This is a genomic window from Alistipes sp. (assembly GCF_048465635.1).
GTDB lineage: Bacteria > Bacteroidota > Bacteroidia > Bacteroidales > Rikenellaceae > Alistipes.
The window spans coordinates 142,409-157,292 of record NZ_DBFWLF010000016.1 but is presented as its reverse complement, the minus strand read 5'-3'; the positions used below and the strand labels follow the sequence as shown (position 1 = coordinate 157,292).

General features: G+C 62.6%; 11 protein-coding genes, 1 tRNA gene and 1 pseudogene. 7 read left to right on the top strand and 6 right to left on the bottom strand.

Annotation, left to right across the window (positions count from 1 at the left end):
- The 3 genes and pseudogenes from ACMO9O_RS06465 to ACMO9O_RS06455 form a co-directional block, all read left to right on the top strand.
- Positions 1–249: pseudogene (locus ACMO9O_RS06465) on the top strand (hypothetical protein); the annotation flags it as partial.
- A 340-nt stretch (positions 250–589) separates the two neighbouring features.
- Positions 590–1,657 carry a sensor histidine kinase gene (locus tag ACMO9O_RS06460; RefSeq protein WP_418982960.1) on the top strand — a complete coding sequence of 356 codons (1,068 nt, stop codon included), beginning with the start codon at positions 590–592 and terminating at the stop codon, positions 1,655–1,657.
- Entirely contained in the window at positions 1,650–2,411 is a 762-nt protein-coding gene (locus tag ACMO9O_RS06455; protein WP_418982958.1) for a LytR/AlgR family response regulator transcription factor, read from the top strand. The genes ACMO9O_RS06460 and ACMO9O_RS06455 overlap by 8 nt, the downstream gene beginning before the upstream one ends.
- A gap of 124 nt (positions 2,412–2,535) precedes the next feature.
- Here the strand turns inward: ACMO9O_RS06455 and ACMO9O_RS06450 are convergent, their stop codons facing one another.
- A complete protein-coding gene (locus tag ACMO9O_RS06450; protein WP_418982957.1) occupies positions 2,536–2,988 on the bottom strand; it encodes a type I restriction enzyme HsdR N-terminal domain-containing protein in 453 nt (150 codons plus the stop codon).
- Between the two features lie 48 nt (positions 2,989–3,036).
- Here ACMO9O_RS06450 and ACMO9O_RS06445 point away from each other — a divergent pair, with 48 nt between their 5' ends.
- Positions 3,037–4,338 carry a glycoside hydrolase family 2 TIM barrel-domain containing protein gene (locus ACMO9O_RS06445; RefSeq protein WP_418982956.1) on the top strand — a complete coding sequence of 434 codons (1,302 nt, stop codon included), beginning with the start codon at positions 3,037–3,039 and terminating at the stop codon, positions 4,336–4,338.
- Between the two features lie 91 nt (positions 4,339–4,429).
- A tRNA-Lys gene (locus ACMO9O_RS06440) sits at positions 4,430–4,502 on the top strand.
- 38 nt (positions 4,503–4,540) lie between these two features.
- Here ACMO9O_RS06440 and ACMO9O_RS06435 read toward each other — a convergent pair.
- Positions 4,541–5,035 carry an isoprenylcysteine carboxyl methyltransferase family protein gene (locus ACMO9O_RS06435; RefSeq protein ID WP_418982955.1) on the bottom strand — a complete coding sequence of 165 codons (495 nt, stop codon included), beginning with the start codon at positions 5,033–5,035 and terminating at the stop codon, positions 4,541–4,543.
- Position 5,036: 1 nt separating this feature from the next.
- The gene (locus tag ACMO9O_RS06430; RefSeq protein ID WP_418982953.1) at positions 5,037–6,098 is read right to left on the bottom strand and encodes a type III polyketide synthase; all 1,062 of its coding nucleotides are present in this window, start codon (positions 6,096–6,098) and stop codon (positions 5,037–5,039) included.
- A gap of 178 nt (positions 6,099–6,276) precedes the next feature.
- Between ACMO9O_RS06430 and ACMO9O_RS06425 the strand changes: the two genes are divergently transcribed.
- Complete coding sequence (locus ACMO9O_RS06425) at positions 6,277–7,383, top strand: ROK family protein (RefSeq protein ID WP_418982952.1); 1,107 nt, start codon at positions 6,277–6,279, stop codon at positions 7,381–7,383.
- Positions 7,384–7,385: 2 nt separating this feature from the next.
- The gene (locus ACMO9O_RS06420; RefSeq protein ID WP_418982950.1) at positions 7,386–8,354 is read left to right on the top strand and encodes a type I phosphomannose isomerase catalytic subunit; all 969 of its coding nucleotides are present in this window, start codon (positions 7,386–7,388) and stop codon (positions 8,352–8,354) included.
- Positions 8,355–8,439: 85 nt separating this feature from the next.
- Here the strand turns inward: ACMO9O_RS06420 and ACMO9O_RS06415 are convergent, their stop codons facing one another.
- From ACMO9O_RS06415 to ACMO9O_RS06405, 3 genes are read right to left on the bottom strand one after another with little or no spacing between them, the layout of a single operon-like run.
- Positions 8,440–10,746, bottom strand: coding sequence for a PL29 family lyase N-terminal domain-containing protein (locus ACMO9O_RS06415; protein WP_418982948.1), 2,307 nt, complete (start codon positions 10,744–10,746; stop codon positions 8,440–8,442).
- 26 nt (positions 10,747–10,772) lie between these two features.
- Positions 10,773–13,328, bottom strand: coding sequence for a DUF4955 domain-containing protein (locus ACMO9O_RS06410; protein ID WP_418982946.1), 2,556 nt, complete (start codon positions 13,326–13,328; stop codon positions 10,773–10,775).
- Between the two features lie 19 nt (positions 13,329–13,347).
- Positions 13,348–14,883 carry a sulfatase gene (locus ACMO9O_RS06405; RefSeq protein ID WP_418982944.1) on the bottom strand — a complete coding sequence of 512 codons (1,536 nt, stop codon included), beginning with the start codon at positions 14,881–14,883 and terminating at the stop codon, positions 13,348–13,350.
- Position 14,884 lies beyond the last annotated feature (1 nt).

Genomic DNA, 14,884 nt, shown 5'->3' with positions numbered 1-14,884 from the left:
CGGGACGAACTGACCGTCGAAGCGCTGCTGAACGAATTCCCGGCCATGCTTCTGCTGCAAGGCCGCGAAGCGCTGCTCGACGGGCATCCCCTCCTGCCCGACGACGCTACTGTGCGCCGCTACGGTTTAACGGAGGATGATTTGGCTTGTCTGTCCGTTCCGATGGCCCACTGCTATCGCCTGCTGACGCAGGAGCTGCGCGAGCAGTACGATGCGCTGCACGCAATCCGGGGATACCTGGGGCGGTAGAGGGACGAGGCCGGAGGTCGGAGGGGCCGCAGGCGGCCCCGGCAGCCCGCAGCCGCCCGGTGCGGAGGGCTGCACTCCACTTCGTTTCGTTTGCCTCCGCCGGCTGCAAGCTGATAAAGCAATAAATATTTGTAGATATGTCGGAAGGACTTGCTAATTCGTCAGAAGGTTTTGCCAACCCGGCTGGGTAAAGGAAATTAGACATTCGGTGCGGACGGCCCCGGCAACCCGAAGTCCTCCCCGCCCGATTTGACAATTAGTAATTGCAAAGAGCGAACATCCCTTATGCCGAACCAGCGAACGCTGCCGGAATGAAACGTTTTTTCCGTATATTTACGGCATGAAAATCACGAAAAAGCAAGCTATCGGCGAAAACCTGCTCTATCTGATGGTGTGGACGGCCATCATTCTGGTTCCGGTACTCAATTCGCAGATGATGTCGGAGCTGCACGTCAGCCTCGAAAACGTGCTGATCGCCTGGCGCAAGATCGCCCCCTACCTCGTCATTTTCATCGTTCACAACAGCGTCATCGCCCCGCGCTTCATGCTCAAGCACCGCTACTGGCTCTATCTGGCCAGCAACCTGGCGCTCATCATCGGGGTTTTCTGGCTGGTGGATTTCTACGAACAGCACCTCTCGGTCGAACCGCTGGTGACCGACTTCTCGGAAAACGCCGCGGCGCACAAGGCGTCGTTCACCGATCTGGAAATGTACTGGAACGTGATTCTGGGCTTCTTCATGACGGGGGCCAACACGGGTATCAAACTCATGTACCAGTCGATCCGCGACGAGCAGGAGATGGCCGAGCTGAAGCGGCAGAACCTGCAGGCCGAGATGGACTACCTCAAGTACCAGATCAACCCGCACTTCTTCATGAACACGCTCAACAACATCCACGCGCTGATCGACATCGACACCGAGTATGCCAAGAACGCCGTGATCGAGCTGTCGAAGATGATGCGTTACGTGCTCTACGAATCGGGCCACGAGATCATCTCGCTCAACCGCGACATCCAGTTCCTCAAAAACTATATCGAGCTGATGCGTATCCGCTACACCGACGCGGTGGATATTCGGGTCGAATCGCCTGAAGACCTCTCGGAGCTGGTGTCGATTCCGCCGCTGCTGCTGATCGTCTTCGTGGAAAACGCCTTCAAACACGGGGTGAGTTACAGCCGCCCGTCGTTCATCCACCTGCGGATCGAGTATGCCGACGGGATGGTCTCCGCCACGATCAGCAACAGCCGCCACACGCCCCGCGACGGCCGCCACCGGGCGGGCATCGGGCTGGAAAACGTTCGCAAGCGGCTGGCGCTGATTTACGGACAGAAGAACTATTCGCTCGACATCCGCGAGGAGGCCGACCAATATATCGTTAAACTCACAATACCGACGCTCCATGCTTAAATGTATCGCCATCGACGACGAGCCGCTGGCTCTGCGCCAACTGACCGGATATATCGCAAAGATCCCCTATCTGGAGCTTGTGGCCACGTTCAACAACGCCATCGACGCGCAGCAGCTGCTCGCCCGGCAGGAGGTGGACCTGATCTTCGTGGACATCAACATGCCCGACCTGAGCGGCGTGGAGTTCGTCCGCACGCTCATCAGCAAGCCGATGGTGATCTTCACCACCGCCTACTCGGAATACGCCGTCGAGGGGTTCAAGCTCGATGCGGTGGACTACCTGCTCAAACCGTTCAGTTTCGCCGATTTCAGCCGTTCGGCAGCCAAGGCCAATTCGCTCCACGAGCTGCGCCACAACCAGCGCCCCGCAACGCCGGAGCAGCTGCCGGAGGCCGTGCCCGAGAACCGCGAATATATCTCGGTGAAGGCCGACTACAAGGTCTCGCTGGTAAGGATCGGCAACATCGTCTACATCGAGAGCGAGGGCGAGTACGTGCGCATGCACCTGGCGGACAATTCGACCATCACCACCCTGTTCCGGCTCAAGAACATGGAGACGGCGCTGCCCGCCGACAAGTTCATGCGCGTGCACCGCTCCTACATCGTCAACCTCGACTATATCAAGGCTTACGTCAAGGGGCGCGTCTACCTCAGCGACACGGAGTATGTCCCCATCGGAGAACTTTACAAGGAAACTTTCCAGCACTACATCGACCGGAAATTCAAGAATCTGGAGCCGGGGTCAGCGTCGTAAGGCGGGATCGGGCGACAAGTGCGGACGACAGGAGTGGGCGACAGGAGCGGACGGCAGGAGCGGACGGCATGCGTTCTGCGACAGAAACAGCGTCCGGCCCGGGACCGAGAGGAGCAGCCGCGGTTCAGCCGCGGGACAGATCGGGGAATCCGTTCATCCGGACGTACTCCCCGTCGCGGCGTTCCCAGCAGTAGTGCTTCAATCCGTTGGTCAGCAAGACGTAGCGCGCCCCGAGCACCGAATTGTAGCGCACGGCCTGCGCAAAGGTCTTCTCCGAGACGGCGACTGTCGGGGCCTTGCACTCGGCCAGCAGCAGCGGTTCGGCGCGCCCGTCCACGACCACCACGTCGGCGCGCTGCGACTGTCCGTTGAGCGCGACGGCGTACTCCTCGACGATGCGTCCGCGCTGCGCGCCGCAATGCGAGGCAAGGAAGGCGATCAAGTGCTGCCTCACCCACTCTTCGGGCGTGAGGAGCAGATAGATTCCCCGCAGTTCGTCCCACACCTCGACCTGCCCCGCCCGGTCGCGGGCCCGCAGGCGGATGGCAGGAAAATTGAGTTTGGGAAGCGGGGTCATGGCAGTGTCGGAAAAAATGAGTAACTTTAGCGGCAAATATACGAACTTATGCGGAGTATCTTTTCGATCATAGCGCTTTTTTCGCTTCTGGGTCTTCGCGCCCAGCCTTACCAGCCCTCCCGCAACCGGGAACTGCCCCGCGGCGAGGTGCTCGCCTATCCCACGCAGCAAGCGGCCACGGCCCGCGACGGCGGCGACAACCGCTACTTCACGCGGCTTTCGGAGTGGACCCGCCGCGGGAACGTCTTCACCGCTCCGTTCACCGTGCCGTTCGCCTGGGCCAACCGGCAGGTACTCTTCCGCCTCGGCTCGGCATCGGCCGACTACGCCGTCCGCGTAAACGGCCGCGAGGTGGCTTACAACAGCGACGGCAACCTGCCCGCCGAATTCAACCTCACCCAATTCGTCCGCGAGGGGCGCAACACGCTCGAGATCGTCGTCTCATCACCCTCGCCGGTCGCACCGCTCGAAAGCTGGAAATCATCGCCCGCACCGGCCATCGGGCAGGCGTGGGTCATGAGCCAGCCGACGCTGCGCATACGCGACGTGCTGGTCCGCACGTGGCGCGGCGGTGATGCCGAGGACGCGACGGCCGAGATCGGCATCGTCGTCAAGAGCAGCGCCCTCAACCCGCGCACCTCGCGCATCTACTATGAGCTGCTGAACCCCGCGGGCGAGCAGACTGCAAGCGGATTCAAGGACATTACGCTCGACATGCGCCGCGAGGACACCCTGCGTTTTCTGGCCCGCATCCCGCTGCACCAGCTCTGGAGCGCCGAGCTTCCGACCCGCTACACCCTCCGTCTGAAAACGCGCCACGAAGGACGCTACGCGGAGTATCTGGAGCTGCCCGTGGGTTTCCGCACGATCGAGATGAACGAGGGACGGATGGCCGTCAACGGACAGCCCGTCGCACTGCGCGTGCGGGAGGTGTCGCCGCAAATCGGCGAGGAGGAGATCGCCGTGCTCCGCGAGCAGGGTTACAATACGCTCAAACTGCTGCCGGGAGCCGTCCGGCCGGGATTGTATGACTTCTGCGACATGCAGGGCCTTTACGTCATCGCGCAGGCTCCCGTCGACACGTGCAACAGCGGTCCGTCGCGCCGCAAGGGCGGTAACCCCTCGAACGATCCCACCTGGCAGGGCGCCTTTATCGAGCGGGCCGAGGACAGCTACCACACTTCGAAACGGCATCCGTCGGTAATCGCCTTTTCGCTGGCCGAAGAGTCTGCCAACGGCATCAACCTCTATGAAAGTTACCTGAATATGAAACGATTCGGCGACGAGCGGCCCTTTATCTACCCCGATGCCGGCGGCGAGTGGAACAGCGACCCGTTGACGCTGGAATAGATTTTGCAGCGGATCGTAACAGAAAAAAACGAAAAAATTTCTTCGTTTTTTTGGAAAAATAAAATTTATAGCTACCTTTGCATCCGCAAACGCCTCTTTAGCTCAGTTGGTAGAGCACGACACTCTTAATGTTGGGGTCCAGGGTTCGAGCCCCTGAGGGGGTACTGAAAGCGGGAATCATACGATTCCCGCTTTTTGTTTTCTATTGGGCGGCCAGCGCCCGATTCTCCTCCCGGATCCTCACCGACAGCATCGCCGCATTGAGCAATGTGAAGACGACAGCGGTTACGTAGAGGTGGAAGATCAGCGGGATAAGCGCTATTTCGGCTGCGACGGCCACGTAGTTGGGGTGCTTCATGAAGCGGTAGGGACCCTTTCGCACCAGCTGACTACCGGGAACCCGGTAGATCTTCGTATTCCAGTATTTACCCAGCGAAAAGACCGCCCACGCCTTGAACGCAAGCACCAAAAGATAAAGCACGAGCAGCGGAACGCTGAACGATTCCGCCGGGTCGAAGAGGTACTCCACGATCAGCGACAGGAAAAAGAGCACGTGCAGCGAGACGATATACGGGTAGTGCTCCCGCCCGTACTCCACGGCCCCGTGGCGCAGCAGCCACCGCTCGTTGCGGCGGGCCAGCAGAAGCTCCCCCAGCCGGAGAAGCACGAGAAAGAGGATGAAAGCGGCGAAAGCCATCTCATTTCCGGTTCATGTCCAACAACACCATCTCGCTGGAAAATCCGGGTCCCATCGCCATTATCAGCCCAAAGCCCGTCGCCCCGCCGTCGAAGAACCGCTTGAGCACATACAGCACGGACGCGCTCGACATATTGCCGTAATCGCGCATCACTTCGCGCGTCGTGCGCAGGAAGTCGCCTTCGGCGCGGAGCGCCTCCTGATAGGCTTCCAGCACTTTCCTGCCGCCCGGATGAAAGATGTAATACCCGATGTCCGACAGCGACAGGCTGTATTCCGCCAGAAAGCGGGTCGTATCCTCGCGTACGTGCGCGGCGATCAGCGCCGGAATCCCGGGTGAAAAGAGCACTTTGAAGCCCTGATCCGTGAAGTCCCACCCCATAATGTCCAACGTATCGTAGTAGAGCCGGCTCCGGGAGCCGACGAACCGGACGCTTTTCCGGCGGGCCGCTTCGTGCTCGTCCCCGAGAATCAGGCAGGCGGCGATGCCGTCGGCAAAGAGGCTCGAGCCGATGAAGTTGCTTTTGCGGAAATCGTTCCGCAGAAAGGTCAGCGAACACAGCTCGGCGACAACCAGCAGGACGGCCGCCTTCGGATCGGCTTTCGCAAGCGCCGAGGCTTTGGCAAAGCCCGACACGCCCCCAGCACACCCCAGTCCGAACACGGACATCCGGTTCGCACGCGGATTCAGGCGCATGCGATTAATCAGCAGCGCGTCGAGGCTCGGCGTCGCCAGCCCGGTGGTGGTAACGACCACAACATCGGTGACGGCATGGGGTGCGATTCCGGCCGATGCGAGACACGCTTCGGCCGCCTCGACCGAATAGTCGAGCGCAAGACGGATAAAGTCGCGGTTCTGCTCCCCGAACGTATGCGTTTGCAGGTAGTATTCGAGGGGCATGCAGAGATTGCGGGAGACGATTTGGGTATTGTCGAAAACCGGAAGCAAGCGCCCGATCTCGGGAAACGAGGGCGCGAAGACCTCCCGGGAGAACTCTCGGACGGCCTGCTGGGAGATTTTGTGGGGAAAGTCGATGGTCGAAACGGCGGCTAACGAAGGCATGGCGGAAGCGATTAGAAACGATACGGCTCGTCAGCAAGAACCATGCAGCAGCCACAAACGGGTCCGGTCCAACCGGTTATTCCGTCCGATTTTACCGAAATTCTGGAATTCTTCGTATATTTGTGCGACGGTCCGGAAACGGACCGCACCGACTTGAAAAACCCCTAAAACCTCCATTATGTACGACAACGACAAACGGGTGGTCATCACGCTCGACGCCGGCGGCACGAACCTCGTGTTCGGGGCCATGCAGGGCAACCGATTCATCGTCGATCCCATCACCATGCCGTCGAATGCGGCCGATCTGGACAAGTGCCTCGCCACGATGACGACGGGATTCCGGCAGGTGATCGACCGCCTGAAAGAGAAACCCGCAGCCATCTCGTTCGCCTTTCCCGGCCCGGCCGACTACCCCCGCGGCATCATCGGCGGCTTCCTGCCTAACTTCCCCTCGTTCCGCGAGGGCGTTGCGCTGGGGCCCTACCTCGAAGCGACGTTCGGCATTCCGGTCTTCATCAACAACGACGGCGACCTGTTCGCCTACGGCGAGGCGCTGGGCGGCGCGCTGCCCGAGGTGAATGCCCGGCTCGAGGCCGCAGGCAGCCCGAAGCGCTATCGCAACCTGGTCGGCTACACGTTCGGCACGGGTCTGGGCATCGGCATCGTGGTCAACGGCGAACTCAACCGCGGCGACAACTCCTGCGTGGAGACCTTCTGCCTCAAGCACAAGAAGATGCCCGACATCATCGTCGAGGACGGCGCGGCCATCCGGGCCGTGAAGCGCGTCTACGGCGAGCTGACGAACAATCCGGATCACGGGCTGGAACCCAAAGACATTTGCGACATCGCCGACGGCAAGCGTCCGGGCGACGCCGAGGCCGCCCGTCGGGCGTTCGCCGAGATGGGCGAGGTGGCCGGCGACGCGATGGCGACGGCCGTGACGCTCATCGACGGACTGATCGTCATCGGCGGCGGCATCACGGGCGCCCGCAAATGGTTCATGCCGGCGATCCTGCGCGAGCTGCGCTCGAAGATGCGCCAGATAGGCGGCAACGAGCTGGACCGCGTGCAGATGAAGGTCTACGACCTGGACGACGAAGCCGAATTCGCCGCATTCGCCCGGGGCGAACGGCGCGCGCTGAAGGTTTACGGTACGGACCGCACGGTTGACTACGACCCCCAGAAGCGCATCGGCATCCTCGTCTCGAAGCTGGGTGCGAGCCGGGCCATTTCGGTCGGCGCCTACGCCTTCGCCCTGAGCCAGTTGGACACTAAAAACGAATAGAGATGTATAAATTCGAACCGATCCTCAAATCGATCCTCTGGGGCGGCGAAAAGATCGTCCCTTTCAAGGGGATCGCCTCGGCGCAGTCGAGCGTCGGCGAGAGCTGGGAGCTTTCGGGCGTCAGGGGCAACGAATCGGTGGTGGCCGGGGGACCCGAAGCGGGTACGACACTGCCCGAACTGATCGACCGCCACGGCGCCGCGCTGCTGGGCAAAGCCAACTACGAACGTTTCGGCCGCGAATTTCCGCTGCTCGTCAAGTTCATCGACGCCCGGCAGGACCTCTCGATCCAGGTCCACCCCAATGACGAACTGGCGTGGGAGCGTCACCGCTCGAAGGGCAAGACCGAAATGTGGTTCGTCGTGGATGCGGACGAAGGCGCCCGCCTGCGTTCGGGATTCGCCAGGCAGGTGACTCCTGCCGAGTACGAGGCCAGCGTCGCCGACAACACGATCACCGACATCCTGAAAGAGTACGAAATCCACCCGGGCGACGTCTTCTTCCTGCCCGCGGGCCGCGTGCACTCGATCGGCGCGGGGGCGTTCATCGCCGAGATTCAGCAGACCTCCGACATCACCTACCGCATCTACGACTTCAACCGCCGCGATGCGCAGGGCAACACGCGCGAACTGCACACCGAGCAGGCGAAGGGAGCCATCGACTACACCGTGCTTCCCGACTACCGGACGCAGTACGAACGGGCGAAGGACCGTCCCGTGGAGCTGGTGTCGTGCCCCTACTTCACCACCACGCTCTACGAGCTGACCGCCGGGCGGACTTTGGACCTCGCGTCGCTCGATTCGTTCCTGATCGTGATCTGCGTCGCCGGGAGCGGCACGCTCACCGACGACAGCGGCGCGGCGCTGCCCGTGCGTCGGGGCGAAACCGTGCTCGTACCGGCTTCGGCACAATCGCTCGTTCTGACGCCCGACAAGGACGGCATGAAGCTGCTGACGAGCTGCATCCGGTAGATGCTCCCTGAGGCGGCGCTCCGCCCCGAACAGAAAAAACCCGGCACGCTACGACGTGCCGGGTTTTTCGTTCCGCAAAAGCGGCTCAGCGCTCCCACTTCTTGGTGGTGTAGTCGGCGCCTGCGCCGTTGGTCACCACCGACCGGTCGATCGGGAAGTAGGCCGCGGCGGCATCTGCCGACGTGAAGGGATAGCCCGACGGGGTTTCGTCGCCGTCGACGATCGTGCTCTCGCCCGTGAAAGAGACCTTGTTGTTGCTGTGCAGGAGCACCCAGGGCAGCTTGTCCTTGGTCGCGGCGGCCTTGCCGACCGAGTAGAAGTAGTTGTCCGCCACGGACGAAACGCCCGCATCGGCCGAGGCGAAGTAGACGCACGCCAGGTAGGTCGGGTTGACCGTCAGCGACTGATAGTCGACATAGCCCACGTTCCCGGTCGCTATCAGCCCCTTGGCCACGCCGGCGCGGATCAGCACGTTGGGCTGGTAGATGTTGTAGAACGTGTTGCCCGTCACCTCGATCACCAGATCGGTGGCATTGTACTGCGCCGTGTTGCCGACGTTGACGATATGCGCCTGCAGCGGCTGCTCGCAGTAGAGGATGCTGTTGGTCACCTTGATGCTCCGCTGCGTATAGCCGCCCGCTTTGGCGGTGGTCGTGATGCCGTAGATGAGCGGCTGGTTGGTCATTCCGGCCGGATACTTGACCACCGAATTGTCGATCAGGACGTGGTCGAAACTGTAATTGCTGTTGTTGTCGTAGAGGAAGTAACGGTTGATCTCGAGCGTGCAGTCGACCAGCAGCAGGTCGGGATTCTTCTTCGCGTTGGAAGTGACGAACGTGTTGGTCGTCACGCCGATCAGCCGAATGTTTTTGATAGCCACATGGTTGTTGCAGCGCATCTCGGGGATGGACAGCGAGACCTGCTTCTTGTCGGGATAGCGGCCAATAAGAACGATATCTGCGTCGCGGCCTAAGTTGACGTTGGCCACGGCGAGCGTCTGCGTGAGGTTCTTTTCGTCGGAGTTGTCGAAGAAGATCAGCCCGCCGGCCTGCAGATGGTCGACGGTCAGTTCACTGGGTTTGAGCATCTGCGCCGTCGGATAAAGCTCCTTGTTGACCGCGAGCGTACCGATCTGGATGGTCTTGCCGTCGAGGTAATCCTGATAGTAGTCGGCCGCAATCACGGGAAGCGCGGCGGTGGTGTTGCGGGCGCTCTGCACCTCGCTCTTCACCTCGCCGGCATAGGCGACGACGTAGATGGCGTATTCGGTGGCAGCTTCCAGCCCCTCGACCGTGACGCCTGTGCCCGAGCCTGCGGTCCCGTCGGCCATGATCTTATCCGCATCGGGAGCCGCCAGCGACGCCTGCTGGCAGATGTACTTCCAGCCGTCGGCGTCGGTTGCGGTCACGTCGAAGGTCAGCGCGGAGGCCGTGGGAGCGACCGTCGCCGAATTGGCGACCGTCACGGTCGGCGCGTCGGCCGGGGCGCTCACCTCGACCTGCATCTTGGTGATCGAGGCGTAGCCGCCCACGATGCAGAGGATCGAAACATCCTTCGAATTGTCGGCCACGGCGCGCGTGCTCTTCGCAGCGGCTGCGGGGGCCGTGACGATCAGCTCGGCCTTCTCGTCGGCGGGTTCGGTCAGGCGGGCCGACCAGCCGTCGGGCGCCGAGACGCTCGTCTGATCGCTCTCCACGCCGCGAATCTCGACCGCAAAACTCTTGGTCTCACCGGCGGCGAACGCCTGCACGCCTGCGGCGGGCAGCACGATGCGGCAGAAGAAGTCGCTCAGGATGGGGATGCGAAGCTGCGTGGCAGCGGGGTCCTTCAGCGTGATGCAGAACATGCCGTCCTCGACCTTGACGTCGGCGAAGAACTCGTCGGTCACCTGCCCCTCGCCGACCGCCTTGACGGGCTGTCCCGACTTGTCGGTTACGTTGTCCCACTTCACGTTGTCGTAGCTCACCTGCCAGTAGCCGGTCGCCTCGTCCACACGGAACTGCGGGGTCTTGCCGTCGGTGGCGGCGGCCTTCACGTCGAGCCGCGTCCAGGTCGTACCGCCGTCGGTCGAGTACTGCCAGTAGCCGTCGTCGGTGATGCCCATGATCGGCACGATCGCCTCGGCCACGCTGCCCTCCGTAAGGGTAATCTGCTGGCCGTCGCTCAGCGTGATGAGCCACTTGTCGCCCTGCTTGGCAACGTCCTTGATCGTGGCTCCGGAGTAGAGCCGTTGCAGCGCGGCGATGTTGTCGTTGAGCGCCTTCACTTGGGTCTCCATCGCCTCGACGCGCCCGTTCAGATCGTCGATGGCGTCCCACAGGTCGTCGTGGTTCTCGCACGACTGGAAAACGGCAGCCAGTGCGGCGAATGACATAATCAGAAACTTTTTCATAATCTTTTCTATCGTTTTTTAGCTATTTATTTCAGGGAATTGAGCCAGGCGGGAACGTATCCCAGGCGCTCGCGCAGCTGCGCTTCGTACAACGAGTACGGCTCGACGGGCGTGCCGTTGCTTTCGAGGTAGGCCACCTGTTCGGGACTTTCGTCGAAGGTCACCTGCGCCCCGTGGAAGCCGACGATGATCGGCGGCATGTTCTTCCACCACTTGCTGTCCGACAACCACCATTTGAACGGCCCGGACCCGAAGTCGTGCGCCGCGCGCGTGGCGTTGAGGTTCCAGATGGTCAGGTCGCCCAGGTGGTTGGGGACGTTGGTTTCGTCGCCGCCGAAGCGCCACTGGACGAAGCCCCCCGTGCAGCGGTCGACCAGCGTGGCGCGCGGCTGCCGTGAGTGCGACTCGAACAGCGCGTCGTCGCCCCACGTATTGTTCCAGAGCACCGCACCCATCGAGGTGTTCGACACGCCCGAGGCGTGGTACTGCCCGGCATTCTCGAAATAGCCCGTGCTGGTGAAAGGAGGCGTCACGGCCTGCCCGCTGCTGCGGTCCACGACCTTGCCGATGAACACGCGCGACGAGGACTGCGAGCGCACGGCCGAGTGGCCGCGGTTGCCGCTGATTTCTATGTCGTAGGCCGAGCAGTTGGCGCTCGAAACGACCGAGAGCGCCTCGCTCACGCCCCGGAAGTCGACGCGGCGAATCCACGAGTTGGTCAGGCGCATCATCTGCAAGGGTTTGTAGGCCCCGTCGTCCTGCCAGGAGCCGTGGTGCTCGAAATTCTCCTTGGACCGCCCCTCGAAGGCGAGGTCCTCGACGCCCACGTTCTCGTAGTGGGGGTATTTGCGAACCTTCCAGCCCCAGCGCGCCTCCACGGCGTGCATGATCGGCTCGACGAAGGTCACCCGGTTGCCGCTCACCGAGGCCACCTGGTGATAGTCCTCGACGGTGACGGTCTTGATGTCGGTCATCGTCCCCTCGACCGAATGGGGATGGAGCTCCTGCGCCACGCACTGCGGGTCGCTGCACGCGAGCGTGAGGCATACCCAGTCGCCCTTCGATATGCCCGCCGTCGAAGAGACCTCGACCGTGAAAGTGCCGCGCGGAGCGTCGGCCGTGACGTCGGCCAGATCGGAGAGACCCGAATAGTGGGTGATGTTGATCATTACCGGCGACGACCACATCTCCGTGGGACGGGCCGGCAGGTTGGGCGTCTCCATGACCAGCGTGGTCTTGTCGCGGCCGTCGCCCTTGATGACGAAGTTGCCGCCGCGGATCAGAATCGCCGTGCTCACGTTGTTACCCTTCGAATCGGTCTCGGTCTTGTTCGACGCGCCGGAATCGGTCGTGTTGTCGTCGTCGTTGTGGAGGATGTAGCGCCCGGCGGGGAAGTAGATCACCGCCCGCGCATTCTGGTTGGTCTTCGACCCGGTCATGCCCAGCTTGTCGAGCAGCGCCACGAACGCCGCGCGCGAAGAGGTCCTGCCCGTGGGGTCGGCCCCGTAGTCGCAGACGTTGTAGACCGTGTAGCCCAGCCCCCAGCCGTCGGCGGGAGCCTCCTCGCCGTGCTTGTAGCCGGCATAGGAGAAGTCGAGCAGGTCGGGATCGCCCGCCCCGGCCTTGAAGTTGCGCCACGCCTGACAGGCATCGGCGTCCAGCTCTTTATTGAGCAGCTTCATGCGCAGCTTGGCGCTCTTGATATAGCTCTTTTCGGAGGTGACGATCACCGTCAGCTCCGCATCGATCTCATCGGCCGTCGTGCCGGATGGGGCCGTGACGGTCAGCGTGTTCTCGCCGAGCACGGCTTTCCACCCTGCCGGAGCCTTTACGATAGCCTCCTTGACACCCCGCTGTTCTACCTCGAACTGGCGGGTTTCGTTGAGCAGAAAGACCTCGGGCTGGGTGCTGGCGATCGTCAGCGAGAAGCTGTTCTCCACGCCCAGCGACAGTTTGCCTCCCGTGAGCAGTTCGATCGAGAGCAGGCCCGATGCGGCGTCCCACCTGACCGACTTGAAGAAGCCGCTGTATACCACAGGAACGTTATCGCCCAGCGCATTGACCCGCTCGCCGTTCTGCAGCAACGGTTCCCAGGTCACGCCGTCGAGGCAGATCTCCCAGTAGCCCTCGGCATCGACCCGCAGCTGCGGCGTCGACCCCGCAGCGCCGGGCGTAGGCTTGCCGTCGAGCGTCGGATAGGCCGAGACGGGTTCGCCGCCGACCGTCAGCTGCCGAAACGTCGCGCCCTTGTCGACGCTGTAAATCCAAAAGCCGTCCTCGTCGATGCCCAGGATCGGGACCTGCGCCCCAATCTGCTGCCCGAGGATGACAGGAAGCTCCGTCCCGTCGCTCAGCGAGATCACATAGCCCGTCGGCGTCTGCTCGACCCCGACGATGACTGTCGAGGCGTCCATCAGCCGGTGCAGGGCCACGATGTTGCGGTTCACGTCGCCGACCTGGGTTTCGAGCGCAGCCACGCGCTCGCGCAGGCTGTCGACCCCGTCCCAGAGATCGTCCGTTTTTTCGCACGATTGCACGACGACGGCGAGCGCCGCGGCAATACACAAAAGTAATTTGTTCATATCGGTAAAAAGGGTTTGGTTACAGATTGTCATACGGAACGATCCCGGCGAGCGTCCGTTCGCGGAACCACGGATCGTCACTCTCGCGCAGCAGGACGGCCAGTTCGCGGCACAACGCGGCGAACAGCTCCGGCTCCGCGGCGGGGTCGATGTTGTGCTGCTGGTAGGGGTCCTTTGCATCGTCGAAGAGCAGCACGCGCTGCAACGCGCCGCTGCGGTCGATCGTCAGCTCCAACGTATAGCGGTCGGTCTTCACCCCGCGCGCCGCCGGGAAGTAGCCGCGCACCAGCCCTTCGGCGTCGCGCTCCCCGTCCAGATTGCGCAGGTAGAGCGCCGCACGGGGCCGCGCGGGCTGCTCGCCCTCCCCGGTCAGCACCGCAGAGAAGTCGCGTCCCGCGACGCTGGCGGGAATGCGGTCGCCCAGCCCGGCAAGGCCCAGCACCGTAGGCATGATGTCGGGCGTCGAGAGCAGCAGGTCGTCGACCCGGTGTTCGATACGGCCCGGATAGCGGACGATGAAGGGAATGTTGAGCGATTCACGCCAGATCGAGTTCTTGGGATCGGTGATGCCCTGGCTGCACATCGTCTCGCCGTGGTCCGAGGCGAAGACGACGATCGTGTTCCGCGTGAGGCCCGCCTCGTCGAGCGCGCGCAGCAGACGGCCGAATTCGCGGTCGATGCCGCTCACATTGGCGAAGTAGTAGCGCGCCGAAGCCGCTTTGGCCAACGTAGTATCGGCGTTGGGCCGCACCAGCAGCTCCGAGAGCGACTTGTCCTTATAAAGCTCGTACCCCTCCAGGTCGCAGTCGTCGGTCGAGGCATAGGGCGAGTGGGGCGGGTTCATGCCGAGCATCAGGAAGAAGGGTTTGCCGGGGTCGCGCCCGCCGTCCCGGTTGGCGATGTAGTCGATCGCCTTCGACACCTCGTGTTGCACCGACCACTCGTTCACGTCGTGCCGGTTGCCTGCGGTGTCCCAATAATGCGGATGCTTGTGCACGTCGTACGTACCGTAGGAGTACCAGTAATTGAAGCCGTGGCGCCGTTCGGGCGGCGTGTAGGCATCCCACTCGGGCACGGCGTCGTTGACGTAGTGTCCGGGCCGCTGCGGATCGTTGGGCGTCGGGAAGTCGACGTGCAGTTTGCCGATGTAGGCGCAGTCGTAGCCCGCGGCGCTGAACACGTCGCCGATGCAGACGGCATCCTCGCGCAGCGAGCTTTCGGGCCGCTCCGACATGCAGTTGAGCACCACGCCGTTCTGCTCGGGCCACATGCCCGAGAGGAGCATCCCGCGGTGGGGGCTGCTCACGGGGAAGTTGCTTACCGCGTCGCTCAGCACCACCGACTCCGAGGCGAAGCGGTCGAGGTTGGGCGTAAGGACGGGATCGCCCCGCCAGCCCACCTGCGCGGCATACTCCCCCTCGTTCCAGAATCCCAGCGAGGAGTTGCGGAACTGGTCGGGGAAGACGTAGATCACGTTGGGCCGCTCCGGCGCCGCCGTCGCGCAGGCCGACAGCACAAGCCCCGTCACGGGAAGGATATTTCTTGCTTTAACCATA

Excerpts from the sequence above, each read along its gene's own strand:
- ACMO9O_RS06460 (WP_418982960.1), top strand. The coding sequence starts at position 590 with ATGAAAATCACGAAAAAGCAAGCTATCGGCGAAAACCTGCTCTATCTG.
- ACMO9O_RS06455 (WP_418982958.1), top strand. The coding sequence starts at position 1,650 with ATGCTTAAATGTATCGCCATCGACGACGAGCCGCTGGCTCTGCGCCAA.
- ACMO9O_RS06450 (WP_418982957.1), bottom strand. The coding sequence starts at position 2,988 with ATGACCCCGCTTCCCAAACTCAATTTTCCTGCCATCCGCCTGCGGGCC.
- ACMO9O_RS06445 (WP_418982956.1), top strand. The coding sequence starts at position 3,037 with ATGCGGAGTATCTTTTCGATCATAGCGCTTTTTTCGCTTCTGGGTCTT.
- ACMO9O_RS06435 (WP_418982955.1), bottom strand. The coding sequence starts at position 5,035 with ATGGCTTTCGCCGCTTTCATCCTCTTTCTCGTGCTTCTCCGGCTGGGG.
- ACMO9O_RS06430 (WP_418982953.1), bottom strand. The coding sequence starts at position 6,098 with ATGCCTTCGTTAGCCGCCGTTTCGACCATCGACTTTCCCCACAAAATC.
- ACMO9O_RS06425 (WP_418982952.1), top strand. The coding sequence starts at position 6,277 with ATGTACGACAACGACAAACGGGTGGTCATCACGCTCGACGCCGGCGGC.
- ACMO9O_RS06420 (WP_418982950.1), top strand. The coding sequence starts at position 7,386 with ATGTATAAATTCGAACCGATCCTCAAATCGATCCTCTGGGGCGGCGAA.
- ACMO9O_RS06415 (WP_418982948.1), bottom strand. The coding sequence starts at position 10,746 with ATGAAAAAGTTTCTGATTATGTCATTCGCCGCACTGGCTGCCGTTTTC.
- ACMO9O_RS06410 (WP_418982946.1), bottom strand. The coding sequence starts at position 13,328 with ATGAACAAATTACTTTTGTGTATTGCCGCGGCGCTCGCCGTCGTCGTG.
- ACMO9O_RS06405 (WP_418982944.1), bottom strand. The coding sequence starts at position 14,883 with ATGGTTAAAGCAAGAAATATCCTTCCCGTGACGGGGCTTGTGCTGTCG.